Raw genomic sequence first — 22,718 nt, forward strand, 5'->3', positions numbered from 1 at the left:
ACGCTGGTCCCATGACACCCGAGCCCGTCGTGCGAGTGCGCGACCTCACCAAGTCCTACGGCACCGCCAGGGCCCTGCACGGCCTCTCGTTCGACGTCGCCGCGGGTGAGACCCTCGGCCTGCTCGGGCCGAACGGCGCCGGCAAGTCGACCACGATCGAAATCCTCGAGGGCTACCGCGACCGGTCCGGCGGCGAGGTGTCGGTGCTGGGCGTCGACCCGCAGCACGGCGGCCTCGACTGGAAGGCACGGCTCGGCATCGTGCTGCAGACCTCGGGCGAGCAGGGCACGGCCACGGTGCGTGAGCAGGTCGCCCACTTCGCCGGCTTCTACCCGAACCCCCGCGACGTCGACGAGGTGATCGCGGCCGTCGGCCTCGAGGCGAAGGCGGGTGCGCGCATCCGCTCGTTGTCCGGCGGGCAGCGGCGTCGCGTCGACGTGGCGCTGGGCGTCGTGGGCGGCCCCGAGCTGCTGTTCCTCGACGAGCCGACCACGGGCTTCGACCCCGAGGCCCGGCGGCAGTTCTGGCAGCTCATCCGGTCGCTCTCGGCCGACGGCACGAGCATCGTCCTGACCACGCACTACCTCGACGAGGCCGCCCAGCTGAGCGACCGCGTCGCCGTCGTCGCCCGGGGCCGTCTCGTCGCCGAGGGGCGACCCGACGAGCTCGGGGACGAGGAGGCGCGCACACCCCGCGTCACCTGGGTCGACGAGCACGGACGGCACGACGTCCGCACCTCCGAGCCGGGCGCCGTCGTCGCCCGCCTGCACGCCGAGCACGGCGAGCCCCGCTCGCTCGAGGTGATCAGGCCGTCGCTCGAGGACGTGTACCTCGGGCTCGTCGCCGCCGCCGAGCAGGAGGCGGACGGGACGCCGGACGCGACGGGCACCGGTGACGCGCACCGCGCCTCCTCGTCCGGGGTGACCTCGTGAGGACGCTGGCGCTCGGGCTGAGCCGGACGCGCTACGAGGTGCGGGGGTACTTCCGCGCCGGCGACACCGTCTTCTTCACGTTCTTGTTCCCCGTGGTGATGCTGGCGATCTTCTCGACGGCGTTCAGCGCGTCGGGCTCGTTCGGCACCCGGCCGGACGGCACCGAGGTGGGGGCCGCCGCGTTCTACCTGCCGGGCATGATCGCCGCGGGCATCCTCTTGTCGGGCGTGCAGAACCTCGCCGTCGACATCGCCCTCGAGCGGGGCGACGGCACCCTCAAGCGGCTCTCGGGCACCCCGCTGCCGGTCGGGTCGTACTTCGTCGGCAAGTTCGGGCAGGTGCTCGTGACGAGCCTGCTGCAGGTGGGGCTGCTCGTGCTGGTGGCCCGCGTGCTGTTCGGGGTGCCGCTACCGACCGAGGCGGGCTCGTGGCTGACGCTCGCCTGGGTGTACCTGCTCGGCATCGCGACGTCGGCCCTGGTCGGCATCGCCCTGTCGCGCGTCCCCCGCAGCGGCAAGAGCGCCACCGCCGTGATCGTGCCGATCACGCTGGTGCTGCAGTTCATCTCGGGGGTGTACCTGCCGTTCACGCAGCTGCCCGACTGGCTGCAGACCGTGGCCTCGGTGTTCCCGCTGAAGTGGCTGGCCCAGGGCATGCGGAGCGTCTTCCTGCCCGACACCTTCTCGGCAGCCGAGGCGGGCGGCTCGTGGGACCTGCCCGGCGTGGCCCTCTGGCTGGCGGTCTGGCTCGTCGCCGGGGCCGTCGCGTCGCTGCTCACCTTCCGCTGGATCAGGAAGGACTCGTGAGCCGCCCGTCACGACCGGCGCCGGCCGCTAGCGTGAACGACATGGGTGGCACGGGCGAGGCGGACGGGGGCGGCGGTTCGCGGGCCCGGGCCGAGGCCGAGTGGCTGGCCCTGTCGGGCCCCGCGATCTCGATGCGCTGGTGGGACGCCGGCCTGGCGGTGACGGTCGTGGTGGCGGTCGTGCTGGCCACGACGTCGTCGAGCGGTCGGGTCGCGGCGTCGTTCGTCGCCATCGGGTTGTTGCTGGTCGCGTGGTTCGGGCTCGCCCGCCCGGTGGTGCGGGGCAACGACGGCCGGCTGTCGGTGCGCTCCGTCGCCGCCACGGTCGCCCTCGTGGTGGTCGGGGGCGTCGCCGTCGGTGCCACGCCCGAGCTCGCGGTCGTCCAGGCGTTCCTGATGCCGCTGCTCTGGACCCTGCTGCCCACCCCGCGCTCGGCGATCGTGGCCAACGTGGCCCTCTGCCTGGCGATCTCGGTCGGCTTCGTCGTGAGCATCGGGTGGTCGTCCGAGGCCGTCGCGACGGCAGCCACCAGCGAAGGCCTCTCGCTCGTCTTCAGCATCGCGCTCGGGCTCTGGATCACGACCATCGCCCGGGTCGGCGCCGAGCGGGGTCGCCTGCTCGACGAGCTGCGCGAGGCCCAGGCCGAGCTCGCGGCGCGTCACCGCGACGCCGGCACGAGCGCCGAACGCGAGCGACTGGCCCGCGAGATCCACGACACGATCGCGCAGAGCCTCACCGGCGTCGTGATGCTCACCCAACAGACCCGGGGCACGCTCGTCGCGGGTGACGTGGCGTCGACCCTCGAACGACTCGACGTCATCGAGACGGCCGCACGCGAGGCGCTCACCGAAGCCCGCACCCTCGTCGCGGCGACCGCGTCGTCGGGCCCGGCCGGCACCGACGTCGCGGCGGCCCTCCGACGCCTCGGCGAGCGCTTCGCACGCGAGAGCGGCGTCTCGGTGACGATCGACGCCGCCGAGGTCGAGCTGCCCCGCGACCTGCAGGTCGTGCTGGTGCGCTGCACCCAGGAGGCGCTGGCCAATGTCCGCAAGCACAGTGCGTCCCCGACGGCACGGGTCACGCTCACGACCGCGGCCGGCACAGCGGTGCTGGTGGTGGCCGACGACGGCACCGGGTTCGACCCCGAGGTCGCGTCGACCGGGTTCGGCCTCGACGGACTGCGCGAACGGCTGGGCCTGTCGGGCGGTCACCTCGAGATCGCGTCGGGCGGCGGCGGCACGGTCGTCACCGCCCGCCTCCCGCTGACCGGGGCGGTGACCGCGTGAACGGGCCGGCGGCGGACGACGGATCGGGCGAGACGGCGGTCGAGGGCGTGCGACCACCGCTCGCCGTGGCGTCGTCGACGAGCCCGGCCGTCCACCGCACCCTGGTAGCCGACGACCACCCGATCGTGCGGCAGGGCATCGCCGCCCTGCTCGCCACGACCGACGACTTCGTCGTCGTCGGCCAGGCGAGCGACGGCGACGAGGCCGTCGCCCTGGCCGACTCGCTCGGGCCCGACCTGGTCGTGATGGACCTCCGCATGCCCGGGCTCGACGGGGTGGGCGCGACCGAAGCCGTCCTGGCACGGCACCCGTCCACCCGGGTCGTGGTGCTCACCACCTACGAGTCGGACGACGACATCTTGCGGGCGATCGAGGTCGGGGCCAGCGGCTACCTGCTGAAGGCCTCACCCGAGGACGAGCTGCTGGCCGGCCTGCGAGCCGTCGCCGCGGGGCAGGTGGCCCTGGCGCCCGCGATGGCGGCCCGACTCGTCGGCCGGGCCCGGGCCGGAGTCGACCCCGCGCCTCCCTCGAGCCCGCTGAGCCCGCGCGAGACCGAGGTGCTCGCCCTGGTGGCCGAGGGCTGCTCGAACCGCGAGATCGGGCGACGGTTGTTCGTGGGCGAGGCGACGGTGAAGACGCACCTGCTGCACGTGTTCGAGAAGCTCGACGTGGGCGACCGGACGCGCGCCGTCACGCTGGCCCTCGAGCGCGGCATCCTGCCGCGGGGCTGAGCGCCGGGCCCTCCGCCGCAGCGCGTGGCGGACGAGCGGGCTCGCGGGCGGCCGCCGGCCGCCGGCCGCCGTCGCTAGAGCGAGAGGCCGAGGAGGACCGGCTCGGGGTGCAGCAGCACGCCGAACTCGGACTGCACCCGCTGCTGCACGTAGCGCGCGAGCTCGGCGACCTCGTCACCCGTCGCACCCCCGCGGTTGGTCAGCGCCAACGTGTGCTTGCTCGAGACGGCGGCCCGTGACCCGGGCAGCCGGAAGCCCTTGGCGACGCCGGCGTGCTCGATCAGCCAGGCCGCGCTGAGCTTGACCTCGGCCGGAGCCCGCGGTGCCGGGGCGGCGGGTTCTTCGCCGAGCGGCACGACCTGACGCTCGGGCTCGGGGCCGGTCGGCCAGCGCGGGGCGTCGCGAGGCAGGGACGACGCGTCGGCCCGCGAGACGATCGGGTTGGTGAAGAACGAGCCGCTGGAGGCGGTGTCGCGGTCGTCCGGGTCGAGGACCATGCCCTTGGCGGCGCGCAGCGCCAGGACGCTCGAACGCACGTCGGCGACCGAGACCCGGGCCCCGAGCTCGACGCCGAGGGCCTTCGCGAGCTGCGGGTACGCGACCTGCTCGCTCGCGCCTCCGTCGTCGACGAGGGCGAACTCGACCGCGGTCACGACGCCGCGACGGCCCTTCTTGAACACGCTCGTCCGGTAGCCGAGGTCGAGGTTCGCGGCCGGGATGCGGACGAACTCGCCCGAGTCGTCGTCGAGGAAGTCCACGGCGACGAGGGTCGAGGCCACCTCTTGCCCGTAGGCGCCGATGTTCTGGATCGGCGACGCCCCCGTCGACCCCGGGATGCCGCTGAGTGCCTCGAGCCCCGACCAGCCCTGCTCGACCGTGTGGGCCACGAGGTCGTCCCACGGCTCACCGGCGGCGACCCGCAGGTGCACGCGGTCGTCGTCGGTGTCGACGCGCTCGACGCCACGCGTGGCGACGCGCACGACGGTGCCCTCGAACGGTTCGTCCGAGGCGACGGTGTTCGACCCGCCACCCAGCACGAACCAGGGGTCGTCGCCGAGCGAGGCCTCGCGGACGGCGGCCAGCAGTTCGTCGGTCGTCGTCGCCTCGACCAGGCGGGCGGGTTCGCCGCCCACCTGCATCGTCGTGAGCTCGGCGAAAGTCGTCACGCCAGCGTCACCACGACCTGCGCCTTGCCGAGCACCGTCTGGCCGGCGGACGTGACGGTCAGGTCGACGCGGGCCGTGCCGGCCTCGTCGTCGAGCTTGCCGACCTTCGCGGTGACCACGATCTCGGCGCCGGCGGCCGGGTCGACCACGACGGGACGCGTGAACCGCACCTGGTAGTCGGACACCCAGCCGAGCACGCCGGCGTCGTCGCCGGCGCCCTCGAGCCACTCGACGACCGGTTGGACGGCGGTGCCCATCGTCAGCATGCCGTGGGCGAGCACGCCCGGCAGGCCGACGTCGGCGGCGACGTCGTCGCGGTAGTGGATGGGGTTGAAGTCACCCGAGGCGCCCGCGTACCGCACCAGCGAGTCGCGCGTCAGGGGGTAGGTCTTCTCGGCCACGACCTGGCCGACCTCGAGGGCGCTCACGCGGCGACCCCCTCGTCGGCGCGGACGACGAGCGTCGACACGGCCGTGACCACGTGCTGCCCGTCGGCGTCGCGCATGTCGGAGGACGCCGTCACCATCGCGTTGCCGCCGAGCGTCTTGACGCTCGTGACCGTCAGGGTGGCCGTCAGCTCGTCACCCGCGACGATCGGACGGGTCAGCGAGAAGCGCTGTTCGCCGTGCACCACGCGAGAGAAGTCGATGCCCGCGTCGGGCTCGGCGAGCAGCTGCGCGAGCGTGGCCTCCTGCACCACGACGGCGAAGGTCGGCGGCGCCACGACGTCGGCGTGGCCGGCCGCGCGGGCCGCCTCGACATCGAACGAGAGCGGGCTCGTCGAGCCGGTCGCGCGCGCGAACTCGCGCACCTTCTCTCGACCCACCAGGTAGGGCGGGACCGGCGGGAAGACCCGCCCTTGCAGCTCAGGGTTCACGGACACGCGGTCGAGTCTAACCAGCGGGGTACGACCACCGGCCCGGTGTCGGGGGCACGGCGTACGGTCACGGCATGAGCGACGCGAACATCGACCCCGACATCACGCCCGTCGACCCGGCAGCGGCCGAGTCCGACCAGACGACCACCACCGAGCAGACCGAGACCGAGTCCGACCAGGCCGCCACCGCCCGCGAAGAGAACTCGCACCCGGCACACGGCGAGACCCTCGGTGGCGCCCGCCCCGACGCCGGCAGCACGGCCTCGAAAGACCCCGACGACTGGGTGACCGGCGACGAGCCGATCACCGGTCCGCAGAAGAGCTACCTCGACACCCTGGCTCGCGAGGCCGGCGAAGAGCTGCCCGCCGACATGACCAAGGCCGAGGCCAGCGAGCACATCGACCGCCTGCAGCAGAAGACGGGCCGCGGCGCCTGACGCCGCACCCACCGGGGCTCCCGGGCCGTTCTGCGAAGAACGACCCGGGAGCCCTTCCCGTACGACCACGACGGACGTACACTCCAGGCACGTCTGGGATGGTAACTCGACGTGGGCACCCTCATCCGGCGCGTGCCGGTACTGATCCACCTGCACCTCGAGCGCCGAGGGTGCGACGGGGTGCATCCGAGTCCTCCCCCGACTCGGGTGCACCTCTTCGCGTCGGCCGGCGCATCGCGCCGGCCAGGCGTGCCCCTCTGTCGTACCGCCTCGGCCTCCCCGTGCCGACGCCCGTCTAGGGTGAGCGGATGACCACCGACGGGCACCGCGGCCGTCCTCCTGCCACAGGCCGAGGCGACGGGGCCGTCTCGACGGCCGTTGCCCTGCTCGGGTCGACCCACCCGGGGCCGACGGTCGTGGTGACCCTCCTCGCCGTCGTGCTCGGCGCCTCCTCGGGTCTGCCGATGGCGCGGCTGGCCCTGCTGGCGCTGGCCGTCCTGCTCGGGCAGGCGTCGATCGGCTTCGCCAACGACTGGCTCGACGCCGGACGCGACCGTGCGGTCGGTCGCACCGACAAGCCGGTCGCCCAGGGTCGGGTGAGCGTGTCGGCCGTGCGAGCCGCCGCCGTCGCGTGCGGGCTGCTGATGCTCGCGCCCTCGTTCGCGCTGGGCGCCGCGGCGGGAACGGCACACCTCGTGCTCGTGGCCTCGGGGTGGGCGTACGACCTCGGGCTCAAGCGCACGCCCGCCTCGGTGGTGCCGTTCGTCGTGAGCTTCGGGCTGCTGCCCGCCGTGGCGACCCTCGCGGCCGCTCCACCCGCGGCACCCGCGGCCTGGGCCGTCCTGGTCGGTGCGGTCTTCGGCGTGGCCATCCACTTCACCAACGTGCTGCCCGACCTCGACGACGACGCCCGGACCGGCATCGCGGGGCTCCCCCACCGGCTGGGGCGGACGGTCTCGGGCGTCGTCGCCTTCGCCGCCCTCGCCGTCGCCGCCGTCCTGCTACTCGGGGGGCAACTCGGCGGCGACTCGTCGACGCCCGGCCTCGTCGCGGCGGTCGTCGGCACCGTCGTGACGCTCGGCATCGCGGTGGTCGGCGTGGGCCTCGTCCGCGCCGGACGCGTCGACCGCACCCTGTTCCGGCTGATCATGGCGGCGGCGATCCTGCTGGTCGTGCAGCTCGCGCTGAGCGGCGGCACGATCGTCGCCTGACGCCGCGCCGACGAGGCGACTCGCCGGCGAGGCGACTCGCCGGCAGGCTACCGGCGTCAGGCCCAGCGCATCGCGTAGACCGAGGCGAGGACGTGTCGGCCGGGGTCGCGCAGCACGGCGCCGAGCGCGAGGTCGCGGGCCCGCGCGGCACCGGCCCCGACCGGACGACCGAGGGCGGTGTTCCACTCGGCCTGACGGGCGGCGCGGAGGGCGGCCCGCGCCCGACCGGCCTCGAACCGGTCGAAGGAGCCCGGGTCGAGCGCCCGACCGCCGCGTCGTCGGAGCACCGTCGCGAGCACGGTCTCGAGGGCCGCGCCGTCGAGCCAGCCGAGGTTCATGCCCTGCCCGCCGATCGGGCTGATCTCGTGGGCGGCGTCGCCGATCAGCACCACCCGGCCGACGACCGTGCGCGTCGCCAGGCGCCGCCGGACGCCGAAGGCGCTGGTCATCGTCGTGGTCGTCGGGTCGACGGGCTCCCCCGTGCGACGTGACACGAGAGCGGCGAGCTGGTCGGCGGTCGGGGCGGCCGACACCGGGGCAGCCGACACCGGGGCAGCCGGGGTCGACGCCCGCCGCCCGCCGGCCTCGGGCACGGTGCCGACGTGGACGACGAACCGACGACGACCACCCGGCAACGGGAACGACTCGACGACCCCGGCCCGCTCGAGGTGGATCACGGCGTCGGGCCCGCGCCCGGTCGCGTCGGCGACGTCGCCCATGACGTACCGATCGGGCAGGTCGCGCGCCCGGCTGTCGACGCCCAGCGCCGCGCGGACCGCACTGCGTGTGCCGTCCGCCCCGACGACGAAGCGGGCGGCGGCGACCACGGGGCCGTCGACGTCGACCCCGTGCACCACCACGTCGTCGTCCCGCTGCTCGAGCCCGACGAACCGGGTGCCGCGTCGAAGGGCGTCGGCACGGCGATCGGCCAGCCCCTGCCGCAGCACGGTCTCGGTGGCGTCCTGCGGCACCGCAGCCACGAACGGCCAGCGGGGCGACGCCCGGTCGAATGGCACGGAACCGATCGTCCGGGCGCCGCTGGTGGCGATCCCCCGTCGGATGCGGACGGCCCCCTCGAGCAGGTCGTCCGCCAGGCCGAGCCGGTCGAACAGGTCGATCGAGGGCGGATGCACGCCGAGGGCGCGAGAGTGGGCAGGGTCGTCGACCCGCGCCTCCCAGACGACGGCGTCGAGGCCGCGGTCCGCCAGGGCCGCCGCGAGCATGACCCCGACGGGGCCGCCGCCGACGATCAGGACGTCATGAGTCCGCACGGTGACCGCCTCGGGCTCCGGCTGAGGCTCCGGGGGCGGTCTCGCCGGCGGCTCGCTCGGGGGCGGTGGCGCTGCCCCGCTCCGCACCCGGCTCGTGCACCAGCAGCAGCCGGTAGGGCCGCTGCCGGACGACCCGCCACCCGGCGGGCGCCACGGCGGCGAGCTCGGGGGCGGTGAAGCTGCGGCGGATCGAGAGCAGCCCGTCGACGTGCACGAACGACCGCGAGCGCCACGGGCGGGTCGCGGCCCGGTAGGCGAGGTAGGCCCCGCGTCCGCGTTCGATGTCGGCGTGCACCGCGAGCCGGGTCGCCAGGCGGGTGCTGTCGTCCAGCACGGCGGCCCGGGCCGCGTCGTCCAGGTGGTGCAGCACGTGGTTCGACACCACGACGTCGAAGGTCTCGCCCGCGGCGACGAGCTCGCTGCTCGACGCCCGCCGGAACTCGACGCCGGGCGGCGTGGGACGCGACTCCGAGAACGCGTGTGCCCGCGCGTCGGGGTCGACGGCGACGACGTGCAGGGCGAGACCGTCGCGACGGGCCCAACCGGCCAGGGCGCGCGCGAGGTCGCCACCCCCCGATCCGAGGTCGAGCAGACGGGTGGTCCGGTGGGTCGACAACAGCGGACGCAGGCGGCGCCGGTAGACCCGCCGCCACCCGGCGACGAGGCCGTTGACGAGCGGGAACGCCCGGTAGGTCGCGTTCAACAGCGCCAGGTCGCAGTCGGGGTCGTCCATCAGCTCGACGAGGTCGGTGCCGCGCCGCGACAGGTCGGGCCACCGGGGCGGCCGGTGGCCGGGTGGCCGAGCCGAGGAGGCGCGGGTCGCGCTCACGAGACGATGCGTCGCGTCATCAGCGCGGTCTCGACGGTCAGCCCGGGGCCGAACGCCATGGCACCGACCCGCTGTGCCGTGGTCGACGACGCGGCGACGGCCTCGGCCCCCACCTCGGGCTCGAGGGTCGCGTCCGCCGGCCCCGTCGCGTCCGGCCCCGTCGCGTCCGGCCCCGTCGCGTCCGGCCCCGCCAGGAGGTCTCGCAGGATGAACAGCACGGTGGCGCTCGACATGTTGCCGTAGTCGCGCAGCACGGCCCGCGAGGGCGCGAGCTGGTCGTCGCCGAGGCCGAGCTGCTGCTGCACGCGGTCGAGGATGCTGCGCCCGCCCGGGTGGACCGCCCAGAGGTCGACGTCGGAGACGCCGACGCCCCCGGCGGCGAACAAGGGCGCGAGGGCGGAGTCGATGTGCAGCTCGATGATCTGCGGCACGTAGCTGCTCAGCACCATGTCGAAGCCGAGGTCGCCGATCGTCCACGCCATGTCGGTCTCGCCGACGGGGGTCAGGACCGTCTCGAGGACGTCGAGGTCGAGCACGACGGCACCGGTCGGTGCGGGACGCGCGGTGACGACGGCGGCGGCGGCCCCGTCGGCGAACACGGACGACGCGACGATCGAGTCGGGGTCGTCCGAGCTGCGCAGGTGCAGCGTGCAGAGTTCGGCGCAGACCACGAGCACGACCGCGTCGGGGTCGGCCAGGCAGAAGTCCCGGGCCGCGGCGAGGGCGGGGAAGGCTCCGTAACAGCCCATGAAACCCAGGTGGTGGCGACGGGTCGACGGCGAGAGCCCGAGGCCCCGCACCAGGAGGTAGTCGGGGCCGGGCGCGAAGAACCCCGTGCACGAGACGCTGACGACGTGCGTGACGTCGTCGGGGCCGAGGTCGGGGGCACCGGCCAGGGCGGCCCGGGCTGCGCCGAGGAAGAGCTCGGGCGACCGCTCGACGTAGACCTGGTTGCGCGCCCCCGTGCCGGGGCGCAGGATCTCGTTCGTCGCCGCGTCGTAGAACGTGGCCTCGCCCTCACGGGGCTGCTGGTCGAGCTCGTCGACGACGGTGTGCCGCGTCTCGATGGCCGAGGCCCCGAACGCCGCACCGACGATCCGCTGCCCGAGACGGCCGAGGCCCGGCTGCGTCGCGAAGATCTCGCGGACGTCGTCTTGCCGGATGGTGGTCGGGGGCACGGCGGTGCCGATGCTGCGGATGCTCACGGCCATGCCTCATCGTAGGCCCGACAGCCCGACCGATGGCGACGTCGGCACGGAAGCCGTCGGCCCGGGCGCCGTCGGGCCGGACGCCGTCACCGGGGTCGTGCCGAAGACGACGCGACCGGGTCCACCGACGACGAAGGCCCGAACTCGTGAGAGATCCGGGCCTGCGGTAGCGAGGGCGGGACTTGAACCCGCGACACCACGATTATGAGCCGTGTGCTCTAACCAACTGAGCTACCCCGCCGCAGGCTGCGGGCCCTGCCGGCATCACACCGGGACGGGACCGAGACAGCCAGAGCCCCGAGTCAGGATTGAACTGACGACCCCTTCCTTACCATGGAAGTGCTCTACCACTGAGCTATCGGGGCGTGACCACCGGGCGAGCGACCGGGGTCGCTGCCGATTGGCACCAGACAAGGGTAGCAGAGCGAACGGGGTGCTGACGCCACGTGACGCCCCGGTCCGCCGCGTCCCGTCCGGGCCAGGATCGACGGGTGCACAGCATCGAACTCCTGCTCGACCAGGCCTCGGACGCGGCCGTCCGTGCCGAGTGGCGCCTCCTGTCCGAGGCGGGCCTGCCGTCGCAGGGCGACCACGCCGGCACGTCGAACGCGCCGCACGTCACGCTGGTGGCACGACCCGGCCTCGACCCTGCCGCCGACCCGCGCCTCCTGGCCCTCTCGGCGGCCCTGCCGCTGCCGGCCGAGCTCGGCGGGCTGCTGCTGTTCGGGGCTCCCCCGCGCGGGCTCGTGCTGGTGCGACCGCTCGTCGTGACGCGCGAGCTGCTCGCGCTGCACGCCGACGTGCACGAGGGCCTGGGAGGCGCGGGTGACGCCCCACACACGACCCCCGGTCGGTGGACGCCCCACGTGACGCTCGCCTCGCGCCTGACGCCGGACCAGGTGGCGCGGGCCGTCGACGCCCTCGCCGCGGGGGGCGCTCCCGCGACCCGTGCGGTGACCCTGTCGGCCCTGCGGCGGTGGGACCCCGGCACGAAGACCGTCGTGCCGCTCGGGCCGCCGACCGGGTAGTCGGACGCGTCGGGCCGCGTCGCCACCGTCCTGGTCTCAGCCGACCGGACGCGAGACGGCCTCGAGCGACGCCAGGTCGGCCTCGGTCAGTTCGACCCGGGCCGCGTCGAGCAGGCCCTCGAGCTGGCGCGGGGTGCGAGCGCTGCCGAGCGCCCCGACGACGTTGTCGCGCGAGGCCAGCCAGGCCACCGCCACGGCGCCGGGCTCGACGTCGAGCCGCTCGGCGATCTCGACGACGACCTCGAGGGTGCCCTGGTTCTGCGGTGTGACGTAGCTGAGGGCCCTGCTGCCCCGCGGGGAGTCCCCTCGGCCCGCCTCGTGACGGTATTTGCCCGTCAAGAACCCGCTGGCGAGCGACGAGTGCGGCAGCACGGCGAGGCCGTAGTGGTCGACGATGGCCGCGACGTCGCCCTCGTACTCGCCGCGGCGGACGAGGTTGTAGGCGACCTGGACGACGCGGAACGGGTGCAGGCCGTCACGGGCCGCGATCTCGAGGGCCTGCCGGAGGCGCGCCCCGGTGTAGTTGGACGCCCCGGCACAGAGGATCTTGCCCTCGTCGACGAGCTCGCTCAGCGCGCCGACGGTCTCGTCGAGCGGGGTCTGGTCGTCGTCGAAGTGCGTGAAGTAGAAGTCGACGTGATCGGTGCGCAGACGCCGGAGCGAGGCCTCGACCGCGGTGCGGATGCTGGCGCGCGAGAGACCGGGGGCCTCGGGGTGCTGACCGCACTTGGTGCTGAGCACGACCCGGTCGCGGTTGCCCGGCCGGGCGAGCCAACGGCCGATGATCGCCTCGGACTCGCCCCCCGAGTTGCCAGGCAGCCAGGCCGAGTAGACGTCGGCCGTGTCGACGACCCGCCCGCCGTCGTCGGCGAAAAGGTCGAGCACCTCGAGGGCGGTGGGGGCCCCGACCGTCCACCCGAAGACGTTCGTCCCGAGCGCGAGCGGGAACGGCCGGGTGCCGGCGGGCAGGTCGGCCGTCACGAGGTCGGTCGCAGGGTTCAGGGTCGTGCCAATCGTGTCGCGGGTGCTCGCTCGGCTGGTGCTCGCGCGCAGGGTGCTCTGAGCAGAACCGTAGCCGATGGCGCGTCGGGGGCCTGCCGTATCGTGGCCGCATGTCCACACGAGAACCGGCCGAGACCGACACGCTGACCCCGACCGCCCCGCTCGAGGGCACCTCGACGACGTCCGGCCAGGGCGCCGAGTGGTGGCGCACGGCCGTCATCTACCAGGTCTACCCGCGGTCGTTCGCCGACCACGACGGCGACGGCGTCGGCGACCTGCCCGGCATCACCTCGCGTCTCGACGCCCTCTCCGACCTCGGCGTCGACGCCGTCTGGCTGTCGCCCTTCTACACGTCGCCCCAGCGCGACGCGGGCTACGACGTGGCCGACTACCGCGACGTCGACCCCCTCTTCGGCACCCTGGCCGACTTCGACGCCCTGCGGGCCCGGGCCACCGAGCTGGGGCTCCGGGTCATCGTCGACGTCGTGCCGAACCACACCTCGAGCGACCACGCCTGGTTCCGCGAGGCCCTCGAGGCCGCACCCGGCTCCCCCGCTCGCGCCCGCTACCTGTTCCGCGACGGCCGCGGCCCGGACGGCGAGCTGCCGCCGAACAACTGGCAGTCGATCTTCGGCGGGCCGGCCTGGTCGCGGGTGACCGAGGCCGACGGTCGACCGGGTCAGTGGTACCTGCACCTGTTCGACTCGTCGCAGCCCGACCTCGACTGGACGAACCGTCGCGTCCGCGACGAGTTCGTCGACGTCCTCCGCTTCTGGCTCGACCGCGGCGTCGACGGGTTCCGGGTCGACGTCGCCCACGGCATGATCAAGGCCGAGGGGCTGCCCGACTACACGCCTCCCGCGGACTCGGGCAGCATGGGCGGCGGCCAGGGCGACACCGCCCCGCCGCCGTACTGGGGGCAAGAGGGCGTGCACGAGATCTACCGTGAGTGGAACACCGTGCTCGCCGGGTACCCGGGCGACCGGGTGCTCGTCGCCGAGGCCTGGGTCGAGCCGCTCTCGCGCCTCGCCGACTGGGTCCGCCCCGACGAGATGCAGCAGGCCTTCAACTTCGCCTACCTCGAGACCGGCTGGTCGCCTCCGGCGGTCCGAGAGGTCGTCGACGCGTCGATCGCCACGTTCTCGAGCGTCGGCGCGCCCAGCACGTGGGTGCTGAGCAACCACGACGTCGTGCGTCACGCCAGTCGGCTCGCCCTCACGGCCGACAACCCGCAGGGGCACGGCATCGGGCCGAAGAGCGACGGGCTGCCCGTGCCCGAACTCGGGCTGGCCCGCGCGCGCGCCGCCTCGGCGCTCATGCTGGCCCTGCCCGGCAGCGCCTACCTCTACCAGGGCGAAGAACTCGGACTGCCCGAGGCCGTCGACCTGCCCGACGAGTCCCGACAAGACCCGACCTGGTTCCGCACCGGCGGCGAGCGCTACGGTCGCGACGGCTGCCGCGTGCCGCTGCCCTGGTCGGCGGACGAGCCGGCCTTCGGGTTCAACGCGACCGGCGCCTCCTGGTTGCCGCAGCCCGCCGACTGGTCGACCTACGCCCGCGACGAGCAGCGCGGAGTCGCCGGGTCGACGCTCGAGCTCTACACGCGGGCGCTGCGCCTGCGGGCCGACCACGACCTCGGCGCCGGGTCGGTGACCTGGCTCGACGGCTTCGGCCCCGACGTCGTGGCGTTCCGCAACCAGGGCGTGACCGTCGTCGCGAACATGGGCGACGTCGCGGTCGAGTTGCCCGTCGCCGACGTGCTGCTGGCGACCATGGTGGTCGAGGGCCCGGCCCTGCCGCCCAACGCCACGGTCTGGCTCACGACGTCGCCGTGACGCCCCGGCCGGCGGCCCCGCCCGGGGCGTGACGAGACGAGAAGAGCCCCACCGGTCGTGCCGGTGGGGCTCTTCTCGCGAGGTGGCGTGGGACGCCGGCGCCGAGGTCAGTTCGTGTTGGCCTGCAGCCAGGGGTAGGGGTCGACGGGGACGCCGCCGATGACGATCTCGAAGTGCAGGTGTGCCCCGGTGCTGTTGCCCGTGCTGCCGACCTTGCCGATGATGGTGCCGACCGTGACGGTCTGGCCCTCGGTCACCTCGACCGAGCCGGTCTGCATGTGGGCGTAAACGCTGGTGACCTTCTGGCCGTTGACGACGTGTTCGATCCAGACGTTGTTGCCGAGGGCACCCGAGGGGCCGTCGACCTTGCTGACGACGCCGTCGGCGATCGACTGGATCGGCGAGCCGGCCCCGGGCACGAAGTCGAGCCCCTGGTGGAAGGTCGAGCAGAATCCGCAGTTCGCGACCTGGCGGGCGCCGAAGCCGCTGCTGATCGGCACGCCGGTCTGGAAGGGCCACTGGACGGTGCCGTCGACGTCGTTCGAGAAGGTGCTGGCACTCGTCGACGCGTACTCGGTGACGGCCTTCATCTCGGTGACCGAGTAGCCGTCGCGGGAGACGCCGGCGTCCGTGCCGTCGGCCGTGGAGGCGGTCGCGGTGTAGCTCTGCGAGTCGGTGGCCTTCTTGGCGGCGGTCTGGGTCGGGGTGTCGACGAAGAACGCGTTGGCGGGCACCGACGTGGCCACCAGCATCGACCCTGCGAAGAGCATGGCGCCGACGACGGTGACGCGCTTGGTCGTCCGACGGAAGGTCGCGCCGGCGGTCCGGGGCGTGCGGGTGTTCGACTCGCGACCCGTGGCGGGTCGCGGTGCCCTGGCGGCACGCACGCGACGGGCGGCGGTCGGACGGGCGGCTGACTCGGCGGCCTGGCGGGCGGCACGACGCGGGGAGAGGGGCTCGGAGGCGGCGGCGGGCGACGAGGCGAGGGCCTCGGCGACGACCGGGACGGCAGGGGCCGCGGTGGTCTCAGTGCGGGCCGCGGCACGACGCTCGGCCTCGCGGGCCTCGCGGCGGGTCAGGTAGACGGGGGCGTCGGCCACCGTGGGCTCGGACGGAACGACACGCGTCGAACCGGTGGCCACGAGGTCGTCGGTGGCGCGACGCGACGGGGTTCCGTCGCCGTCGGGCTCGGCGATCTGTTGGTACTTCGTCACGGGTGATTGGTCCTCGGGGTGCTCGGGATCGGGCGGTGGGTGCACCGTCGTCTTCACGGCCGTTGCTGGTGATCTGCGGCAGCCACACCACGCTCGTCACCGGGAGGACGGGCGCCGACAGGCTCATCACGTGATGATCACGGATCAGTAACGACCTCACAAGGGTAGCCGGTCGATGAACGGATGGCTACCCGCGTTCGGGTGCCACCGGGCGTTCCCGCAGGTGGAACACGGGATTTCACCCGGGTCGTCGTCGCGATCGGGCACCGCCCGTCGACGTCAGATGCCGGCCTCGACGACCAGGGCGGCGAGCTCGTCGGCGATGGCCGGAGCCGCGACGAAGGTCAACGATTCGCTGGGCGCCTGGCCGACCTCGCCCCGGACGATCGCCCCCGCCTCGGCCGCCACGAGCGCGCCGGCGGCGTGGTCCCACGGCTTGAGCCCCCGCTCGACGTAGGCGTCGACCCGCCCGGAGGCGACGGCACAGATGTCGAGCGAGGCCGCCCCGAGGCGCCTCAGGTCACGGACGCGCCCGACCACCTTGACGAGCGCCTCCGCGTGCTGGACGCGACGGGCCGCGTCGTACGAGAAGCCGGTGGCGAGCATCGACTGCTCGAGCGAGGCCGGTGCGTTCACGGCGAGCCGCCCGCCGTCGAGCCACGCGCCTCCGCCGAGCGACGCCGTGAAGGTCTCGCCCGATGTCGGGTTGGCGACCACCGCCGCGAGCGCACGCCAGGTGAGCGGGTCGGGGCCGCCGTCGACGACCGCGATGCTGACGGCCCACTGCGGGATGCCGTAGACGAAGTTGACGGTGCCGTCGATCGGGTCGACGACCCAGGTCAGCCCGGTGGTCGAGGCGTCGGGTGCCCCTTCTTCGCCGAAGAAGCCGTCTCCGGGCCGCAGGACGGCCAGGCGGTCGCGGACGAACGACTCGACCTCACGATCGGTGTGGGTGACGACGTCGACCGTGCTGCTCTTGGTCTCGGCCACCTCGACGCCCTCGGCTCGGCGGCGGGCCGCGAGGTCGGCGGCGTCGCGGGCGACCGACACCGCGATCTCGAGCAGTTCGGCGGGGGTCGGGGTGACGGGCACGGGGCCTCCTGGTGGGTCGGGTACCCGGAAACGCAAGAACGGACTCGACGAGCGAGTCCGTTCTTGAGGGGAAACCGTGGCAAGTGAGGGATTCGAACCCCCGAAGGCTACGCCGGCTGATTTACAGTCAGATCCCTTTGGCCGCTTGGGTAACTTGCCATGCACGCCCAGCCCGTGTGATCACCGACCGGAGGCGCCAGACAAATATACAGCCTCTCGGGCCCCCGCTCGACCACACCCACCCGCCGACCCTGCAGCCCCGAACCTTCGCGACGCAGATCACGAGGAGACGGGCGGCTACTGCACCGCCGAGGTGAGGCGGGCGACGTTGTCGAGCACCTTGGAGCGGAACGGGCGAGCGAGCCAGTCGTCGAGGAAGAGCTCACGGCTTGACTCGCGGTAGGACTGCTCGACCTCGCGCAGCCGGTCGACGAACTCGCGCCCGCGCACCATGATCGAGATCTCGAGGTTGAGGCTGAACGAACGCATGTCCATGTTGCTCGACCCGATGACGGCCACCTCGTCGTCGATCGAGAAGTGCTTGGCGTGCAGCACCGTCGGCGAGCGGTACAGGAAGATGCGCACGCCCGCCCGCAGCAGTGCCTCGTAGTACGAGCGCTGCGCGTGGTAGACCACGGGCTGGTCGCCGATCTCGCTGACGAAGAGCTGCACCTCGAGCCCGCGCTGGGCCGCCGTGGTGATCGCGTAGAGCATCGACTCGTCGGGCACGAAGTAGGGGCTCGTGACGATGATGCGTTCTTGGGCGCTGTAGAGCAACGAGTTGAAGAGCCGCAGGTTGTTCTCGCCGTCGAAGCCCGGCCCGCTCGGCACCACCTGGCAGTCGATCGTGTCGAGCCGGTCGGCGGTGTGGACGGGGTCGGTCTCGCGGAGCAGCAGTTCGTCGGTCTCGCTGTACCAGTCCGTCACGAAGAGGGCGTTGATGCCGGCGACGATCGGCCCCTCGAAGCGCACCATGAAGTCTTTCCACTCGAGGCCGCGTCGCTTGTTCTTGCGCTTCTGGTAGCTCTTGTCGACCATGTTCTGCGACCCCGTGAAGGCGATGCGACCGTCGATCACGAGCAGCTTGCGGTGGTTGCGCAGGTCGGGCCGCTGGTACTTGCCCCGCAACGGCAGCACGGGCAGCATGAGCTGCCACTGCACGCCCATCGCGTCCAGCCTCCGCCGGGCCTTGCGGTAACCCGGGTACCCCCGGCTGGCGATGTGGTCCATCAGCACGCGCACCGTCACGCCCCGCCGCCGCGCGTTCTCGAGCGCCACGAAGAACGGCTCGGTCGTGCGGTCGAGGCTCGTGATGTAGAACTCGGCGTGGACGTAGCGGTGCGCCCCGTCGATCGCCTCGACCATGGCCGCCATCGACTCGTCGTAGTCGGTGTGCATCCGGCCGGTGTTGCCGCCGACGAGCGGCATGGCCCCGAGGGTGCGGTTCAGCTCGACCACCGAGTCGAGCCAGGCGGGCCACGGGTGGTCGCGCTTGACGCGCTCCATGCCCTCGGTGGTCTCGATGATGTACTTGTTGATCTCGCTCTGCTTCTCGCGTCGCCTGGCGGGCAGCTTCGAACTGCCGATCAGCAGGAAGAGCACGAACCCGACGTAGGGCAGCAGGAAAATGGCCAGCAGCCAGGCGGTGGCCGTCTGGGGCCGCCGGTTGATCGGGACGTAGACGATCGCGAACACGCGGATCGCGATGTCGAGGACGATGCCGAGCACGGCGATCGTCGGCGCCACCCAGGCTGGTTCGACCATCGTTCTGAACTCGGTGCCGTCGCCGGTCTGCCGCTAGCGGAAGTTGACGAACTGCAGGTCGACGTCGAGGTCGGCCTTCTTCAGCAACGCCATGGTCGCCTGCAGGTCGTCACGGCTCTTCGACTGGACGCGCAGCTCGTCGCCCTGGATCTGGCTCTTGACGCTCTTGGGCGCCTCGTCGCGGATGATCTTGCCGATCTTCTTCGCGGCGTCCTGCTCGATGCCCTGCTTGAGCGAGGCCTCGATCCGGTACTCTTTGCCGCTGGCGAAGGGCTCGCCCACGTCGAGGTGCTTCAGGCTGATGCTGCGCTTGATGAACTTCGACTCGAGCACGTCGAGCACGGCCTTGACCCGCTCTTCGGTGCTGGCCTTGAGCAGCAGCTTCTCGCCGCTCCAGTCGACCGAGGCGCCGACGCCCTTGAAGTCGTAGCGCTGCTCGATCTCTTTCTGGGCCTGGTGGAGGGCGTTGTCGGCCTCCATCTTGTCGACCTTGCTCACCACGTCGAAGGAACTATCTGCCATGCCGACCAGCTTACCGACGACCACCGGCGTCGGTGACGGCAGCGCGCCTCCTCGGCTCGGTCGTCGAGGCGACGACGAGCAGCAGAGGAGGCGCGCCGCCGGTGGTCGAGGACGTCAGGCCGGCGTCGACTCCGACTCCACGGCACGCGACACGCGGACCATCTCGTCGCGCTCGACGACCTTGACCCGGGCCCGCTCGTGCTCGTGCGAGCCGCCGAGGGCGATCTCGTGCTCGTCGAGCCGGTGCCAACCCTCGAGGTCGGTGTACTCGACCCCCCGCGACTCGAGCAGCGCCGGGATGGCCTCGTCGGACGGGTCGGTGGGCTGCCACCAGTTGGCCTGGTCGTTGATGAGGTGCTTCACGGTCTCCATCGCGTCGCTCTTCGTGTGACCGATGAGCCCGACCGGACCTCGCTTGATCCACCCGGTGGCGTAGACGCCGGGGACGATCTGGTTGTCGTCGTCCATCACCTGGCCCTCGTGGTTCGGGATCACGCCGCGACGCTCGTCGAAGGGGATGCCGTCGAGGGGCGAGCCGAAGTAGCCGACCGCCCGGTAGATCGCCTGGATCGGCACGTCGCGCAGCTCGTCCGTGCCCTCGACGCCGCCCTGACCGTCGGGACGGGTGCGCTCGTACCGGAAGGCCGCCACACGGCCCTCGGCGTCGCCCACGACCTCGACGGGCTTGGCGTAGAAGTGCAGGTGCAGGCGGCGCGAGGCCGTGCCGACCTCGCGCTGACGCCACTGGTTCAGCACCTTGTCGATGACGAAGACCTGCTTGTTGGTCGCGATGGCCGTCTTCGAGGCCTCGTCCTGGTCGAAGTCCTCGTCGTAGACGATCATGTCGACGTCGCGCACCTCGCCGAGCTCGCGCAGTTCGAGCGGGGTGAACTTCACCTGGGCCGGACCGCGGCGACCGAAGACGTGGACGTCGGTGATCGAGGACTGCTTGAGCCCCTCGTAGACGTTGTCGGGGATCTCGGTGGGCAGCAGGTCGTCGGCGTGCTTGGCCAGGATGCGCGAGACGTCGAGGGCCACGTTGCCGACGCCGACGACCGCGACCGAGGTGGCGTCGAGCGGCCAGGTCCGCGGGAAGTCGGGGTGGCCGTCGAACCAGCTGACGAAGTCGGCGGCGCCGTAGCTGCCCTCGAGCTCGATGCCCGGGATGTCGAGGTCGGCGTCCTTGATGGCGCCGGTCGAGAAGATCACCGCGTTGTAGTGCTCGCGCAGGTCGTCGAGGCCGATGTCGACCCCGTAGCGGACGTTGCCGAAGACGCGGATGTCGCCGCTGTCGAGCACGTCGCGCAGCGCGTTGACGATGCCCTTGATGCGCGGGTGGTCGGGGGCCACGCCGTACCGCACGAGACCGTAGGGGGCAGGCAGCTGCTCGAAGAGGTCGATCGAGACGTCGAAGGCCTTCTCGGCCTTCGCGAGGATGTCGGCGGCGTAGATGCCGGCCGGGCCGGCGCCGACGATGGCCAGTCGCAAGGTGGTCACGGATGCTCCCTAGATCTGGGGTGGCTCGGCGAGGCCGGCCGGTTGGACGATGGTGCTCGAGGTCGAGAGGGACGAGGAGGCGCGGCGCCGGTCAGGCGGACCGCTCGACCACGCGGTCGGCGAAGCGGGTGAGCGCCTTCTTGACCGGGCCGTCGGGCAGGGGCGACAACGCGTCGAGCGCCTCACGGGCCCACCGGTGCGCCTCGACGCGGGTGCGTTCGGTGACGTCGTGCTCGCGGACGCGACGCACGAGGTCGGCGAAGTCCGCGTCGAGGTGGGACGTCTCGTGGGCGAGGTCCGCCGCCGGGGCGTCGTCGGCCGTCGGCTCGCAGTCGGAGCGCTGGGCCGCCGCCCGCGTGGCGTCGACGATGCGGTCGATCTCGTTCAGCAGCGACGACGCCTCGAGGTCGGTCCGGGCCAGCTGGCGCAGGTAGAGCACCGGCAGCGTGACGACGCCCGCCCGCAGGTCGGTGCCGGCCTTCTTGCCGGTCTCGGCGGGCTGGTCCGACAGGTCGATGACGTCGTCGATCAACTGGAACGCGATGCCGATCTTCTCGCCGAACTCGGCGACGGGGGCGAGGTACTCGCGCGGCGCACCGCTGAACATCACGCCGGCTCGGGCCGCGGTCGAGATGAGCGACCCGGTCTTGTCGGCGAGGACGTCGAGGTAGTGCGCGATCGGGTCGTCGCCCTCGCGGGGGCCGACGGTCTCGTGCAGCTGACCGAGGCAGAGCCGTTCGAAGGTCTCGGCCTGCAGCAGGATCGCCTCTTGGCCGAGGCCCGACACGATCGTGCTGGCCCGGGCGAACAGCAGGTCGCCCGCCAGGATGGCGACGTTGTTGCCCCACACGGTCTGGGCGCTCGGGACGCCGCGGCGCATCTGCGCCTCGTCCATGACGTCGTCGTGGTAGAGCGAGGCGAGATGGGTGATCTCGGTAGCCTGGGCCGAGGCCACGATGCCCGGCGTCGCACCCTCGCCCAGCTGGGCGATGAGCAACGTCAGCGTGGGTCGGACTCGCTTGCCGCCCGCGGCGAGCAGGTACCGCGTCGTGGCGTCGGCGATGTCGTCGGCGAAGGCGATCTCGCGCAGGAGCCCCGCCTCGACGAGTTCGAGCCCGTCGTCGACGGCCGCCACGAACCGACGCTCGGTCGGCGTGGCGAAGAGCTTCTCACCCAGACCGAGCGACCGGCCCAGCGAGTTGCGCTGCGCGGGAGGCGCCCCGGCGTTCACGAGGTCGTCCGCTTCGACCGCGAGGAGGCGCGTGCGGCCCCCTGCGCCGGCTTGCGCCCGCGGTGCAGCGCGACGATGCCGAGGCTCAGGTTGCGGTGGGCGACCCGGGTGAACCCGGCGCCGCGGAGCCACTGGCTGAGGACCTGCTGCTCGGGCCACTGCTCGATCGACTCGGCGAGGTAGGAGTACGCCGGGCCGTTGCTGCTGGTGAGCTTGGCGATGAGGGGCATGCCGTACCGGAGGTAGGCCCGGTAGGCGGCCCGCAGCAGGCCGAACGGAGGCGTCGAGAACTCGCAGACCACGAGCCGGCCGCCGGGCTTGAGCACGCGGTTCATCTCGGCCAGGGCGACCTTCGGCCGGTTGACGTTGCGCAGGCCGAACGAGATCGTGACGGCGTCGAACGTGTCGTCGTCGAACGGCAGCGACTCGGCGTTGCCCTCGACGAACTCGAGCTCGGGGTGGCGTTCGCGACCGACCTCGACCATGCCCTTCGAGAAGTCGAGGGCGATCACCTCGGCACCCCGCTGGGCGATGGCCGCCGAGCTCGTGCCGGTGCCCGCCGCGATGTCGAGCACCTTGTCGGCCGGGCCCGCGCCGACGGCCTTGACGGTGGCGATGCGCCACAGCACGGCGTTGCCCGCCGAGAGCACGTCGTTCGTGCGGTCGTAACGGCGCGCGACGCCGTCGAACATCGAGGCGACCTCGTCGGGTTGCTTGTTCATGTCGGCCTTGGTCACGATGGTCGATCCTACCGTCAAGCACTGGGGGTGTCCCGAGTA

At 72.8% G+C, this 22,718-nt stretch carries 21 protein-coding genes, 3 tRNA genes and 1 pseudogene; 8 read left to right on the forward strand and 17 right to left on the reverse strand.

Annotated features, from left to right (window positions below):
- The first annotated feature begins 11 nt into the window (after positions 1 to 11).
- The 4 genes from ITJ55_RS05330 to ITJ55_RS05345 all read left to right on the forward strand — a co-directional run bounded on the left by ITJ55_RS05330 (position 12) and on the right by ITJ55_RS05345 (position 3,755).
- On the forward strand, positions 12 to 932 hold the full coding sequence (locus ITJ55_RS05330; protein ID WP_194594380.1) for an ABC transporter ATP-binding protein: 921 nt from the start codon (positions 12 to 14) through the stop codon (positions 930 to 932).
- Positions 929 to 1,738, forward strand: a complete 810-nt coding sequence (locus ITJ55_RS05335) for an ABC transporter permease (RefSeq protein WP_056257797.1) — start codon at positions 929 to 931, stop codon at positions 1,736 to 1,738. The genes ITJ55_RS05330 and ITJ55_RS05335 overlap by 4 nt, the downstream gene beginning before the upstream one ends.
- Positions 1,739 to 1,779: 41 nt before the next feature.
- The gene (locus ITJ55_RS05340; RefSeq protein WP_194594381.1) at positions 1,780 to 3,024 is read left to right on the forward strand and encodes a sensor histidine kinase; all 1,245 of its coding nucleotides are present in this window, start codon (positions 1,780 to 1,782) and stop codon (positions 3,022 to 3,024) included.
- A 65-nt stretch (positions 3,025 to 3,089) separates the two neighbouring features.
- Positions 3,090 to 3,755, forward strand: coding sequence for a response regulator transcription factor (locus ITJ55_RS05345; RefSeq protein ID WP_194594756.1), 666 nt, complete (start codon positions 3,090 to 3,092; stop codon positions 3,753 to 3,755).
- A 74-nt stretch (positions 3,756 to 3,829) separates the two neighbouring features.
- On the opposite strand, the gene ITJ55_RS05350 is transcribed toward ITJ55_RS05345, so the two are convergent.
- Genes ITJ55_RS05350 through ITJ55_RS05360 form a run of 3 tightly spaced genes read right to left on the reverse strand, consistent with a single transcriptional unit; the run spans position 3,830 to position 5,804 of the window.
- Positions 3,830 to 4,921, reverse strand: a complete 1,092-nt coding sequence (locus tag ITJ55_RS05350) for a UDP-N-acetylmuramate dehydrogenase (protein WP_370544028.1) — start codon at positions 4,919 to 4,921, stop codon at positions 3,830 to 3,832.
- Positions 4,918 to 5,349: a MaoC/PaaZ C-terminal domain-containing protein gene (locus tag ITJ55_RS05355; RefSeq protein ID WP_194594382.1), complete on the reverse strand. Its 432-nt coding sequence runs from the start codon at positions 5,347 to 5,349 to the stop codon at positions 4,918 to 4,920. The genes ITJ55_RS05350 and ITJ55_RS05355 overlap by 4 nt, the downstream gene beginning before the upstream one ends.
- Positions 5,346 to 5,804, reverse strand: a complete 459-nt coding sequence (locus ITJ55_RS05360) for a MaoC family dehydratase N-terminal domain-containing protein (protein WP_194594383.1) — start codon at positions 5,802 to 5,804, stop codon at positions 5,346 to 5,348. Before ITJ55_RS05360 ends, ITJ55_RS05355 begins: the two co-directional genes overlap by 4 nt.
- Positions 5,805 to 6,019: 215 nt before the next feature.
- Between ITJ55_RS05360 and ITJ55_RS15910 the strand changes: the two are divergent.
- Together ITJ55_RS15910 and ITJ55_RS05370 are read left to right on the forward strand one after the other, a co-directional pair.
- Positions 6,020 to 6,235: pseudogene (locus tag ITJ55_RS15910) on the forward strand (DUF3072 domain-containing protein); the annotation flags it as partial.
- 308 nt (positions 6,236 to 6,543) lie between these two features.
- A complete protein-coding gene (locus ITJ55_RS05370; RefSeq protein WP_194594385.1) occupies positions 6,544 to 7,446 on the forward strand; it encodes a UbiA family prenyltransferase in 903 nt (300 codons plus the stop codon).
- Between the two features lie 56 nt (positions 7,447 to 7,502).
- On the opposite strand, the gene ITJ55_RS05375 is transcribed toward ITJ55_RS05370, so the two are convergent.
- The 5 genes from ITJ55_RS05375 to ITJ55_RS05395 all read right to left on the reverse strand — a co-directional run bounded on the left by ITJ55_RS05375 (position 7,503) and on the right by ITJ55_RS05395 (position 11,119).
- Positions 7,503 to 8,717, reverse strand: coding sequence for an NAD(P)/FAD-dependent oxidoreductase (locus tag ITJ55_RS05375; RefSeq protein WP_194594386.1), 1,215 nt, complete (start codon positions 8,715 to 8,717; stop codon positions 7,503 to 7,505).
- Complete coding sequence (locus ITJ55_RS05380; protein ID WP_370544029.1) at positions 8,704 to 9,546, reverse strand: methyltransferase domain-containing protein; 843 nt, start codon at positions 9,544 to 9,546, stop codon at positions 8,704 to 8,706. Before ITJ55_RS05380 ends, ITJ55_RS05375 begins: the two co-directional genes overlap by 14 nt.
- On the reverse strand, positions 9,543 to 10,757 hold the full coding sequence (locus tag ITJ55_RS05385; protein ID WP_194594387.1) for a type III polyketide synthase: 1,215 nt from the start codon (positions 10,755 to 10,757) through the stop codon (positions 9,543 to 9,545). The genes ITJ55_RS05380 and ITJ55_RS05385 overlap by 4 nt, the downstream gene beginning before the upstream one ends.
- Positions 10,758 to 10,921: 164 nt before the next feature.
- Positions 10,922 to 10,995, reverse strand: a tRNA-Met gene (locus ITJ55_RS05390).
- A 52-nt stretch (positions 10,996 to 11,047) separates the two neighbouring features.
- A tRNA-Thr gene (locus ITJ55_RS05395) sits at positions 11,048 to 11,119 on the reverse strand.
- A gap of 126 nt (positions 11,120 to 11,245) precedes the next feature.
- Here ITJ55_RS05395 and ITJ55_RS05400 point away from each other — a divergent pair.
- Positions 11,246 to 11,782, forward strand: coding sequence for a 2'-5' RNA ligase family protein (locus tag ITJ55_RS05400; RefSeq protein WP_194594388.1), 537 nt, complete (start codon positions 11,246 to 11,248; stop codon positions 11,780 to 11,782).
- 36 nt (positions 11,783 to 11,818) lie between these two features.
- On the opposite strand, the gene ITJ55_RS05405 is transcribed toward ITJ55_RS05400, so the two are convergent.
- Positions 11,819 to 12,763: an aldo/keto reductase gene (locus ITJ55_RS05405; RefSeq protein WP_194594389.1), complete on the reverse strand. Its 945-nt coding sequence runs from the start codon at positions 12,761 to 12,763 to the stop codon at positions 11,819 to 11,821.
- A gap of 131 nt (positions 12,764 to 12,894) precedes the next feature.
- On the opposite strand from ITJ55_RS05405, the gene ITJ55_RS05410 reads away from it, so the two are divergent.
- The gene (locus tag ITJ55_RS05410) at positions 12,895 to 14,619 is read left to right on the forward strand and encodes a glycoside hydrolase family 13 protein (RefSeq protein ID WP_194594390.1); all 1,725 of its coding nucleotides are present in this window, start codon (positions 12,895 to 12,897) and stop codon (positions 14,617 to 14,619) included.
- A 107-nt stretch (positions 14,620 to 14,726) separates the two neighbouring features.
- Here the strand turns inward: ITJ55_RS05410 and ITJ55_RS16455 are convergent, their stop codons facing one another.
- From ITJ55_RS16455 to ubiE, 8 genes are all read right to left on the reverse strand, one after another.
- Positions 14,727 to 15,833: a M23 family metallopeptidase gene (locus tag ITJ55_RS16455; RefSeq protein WP_194594391.1), complete on the reverse strand. Its 1,107-nt coding sequence runs from the start codon at positions 15,831 to 15,833 to the stop codon at positions 14,727 to 14,729.
- Between the two features lie 279 nt (positions 15,834 to 16,112).
- A complete protein-coding gene (locus tag ITJ55_RS05420) occupies positions 16,113 to 16,925 on the reverse strand; it encodes an inositol monophosphatase family protein (RefSeq protein ID WP_194594392.1) in 813 nt (270 codons plus the stop codon).
- 77 nt (positions 16,926 to 17,002) lie between these two features.
- Positions 17,003 to 17,084: transfer RNA gene (locus tag ITJ55_RS05425), tRNA-Tyr, on the reverse strand.
- Between the two features lie 138 nt (positions 17,085 to 17,222).
- Positions 17,223 to 18,689: a cardiolipin synthase gene (gene cls / locus ITJ55_RS05430; RefSeq protein ID WP_194594393.1), complete on the reverse strand. Its 1,467-nt coding sequence runs from the start codon at positions 18,687 to 18,689 to the stop codon at positions 17,223 to 17,225.
- Between the two features lie 33 nt (positions 18,690 to 18,722).
- Positions 18,723 to 19,211, reverse strand: coding sequence for a YajQ family cyclic di-GMP-binding protein (locus tag ITJ55_RS05435; protein ID WP_194594394.1), 489 nt, complete (start codon positions 19,209 to 19,211; stop codon positions 18,723 to 18,725).
- A gap of 114 nt (positions 19,212 to 19,325) precedes the next feature.
- A complete protein-coding gene (locus ITJ55_RS05440) occupies positions 19,326 to 20,708 on the reverse strand; it encodes an FAD-dependent oxidoreductase (RefSeq protein WP_194594395.1) in 1,383 nt (460 codons plus the stop codon).
- Positions 20,709 to 20,799: 91 nt separating this feature from the next.
- The gene (locus ITJ55_RS05445) at positions 20,800 to 21,939 is read right to left on the reverse strand and encodes a polyprenyl synthetase family protein (protein ID WP_194594396.1); all 1,140 of its coding nucleotides are present in this window, start codon (positions 21,937 to 21,939) and stop codon (positions 20,800 to 20,802) included.
- Positions 21,936 to 22,676: a bifunctional demethylmenaquinone methyltransferase/2-methoxy-6-polyprenyl-1,4-benzoquinol methylase UbiE gene (gene ubiE, locus ITJ55_RS05450; RefSeq protein ID WP_194594397.1), complete on the reverse strand. Its 741-nt coding sequence runs from the start codon at positions 22,674 to 22,676 to the stop codon at positions 21,936 to 21,938. Before ubiE ends, ITJ55_RS05445 begins: the two co-directional genes overlap by 4 nt.
- Positions 22,677 to 22,718: the final 42 nt, after the last annotated feature.

The organism is Frigoribacterium sp. VKM Ac-1396, from assembly GCF_015350895.1.
Lineage (GTDB): Bacteria > Actinomycetota > Actinomycetes > Actinomycetales > Microbacteriaceae > Frigoribacterium.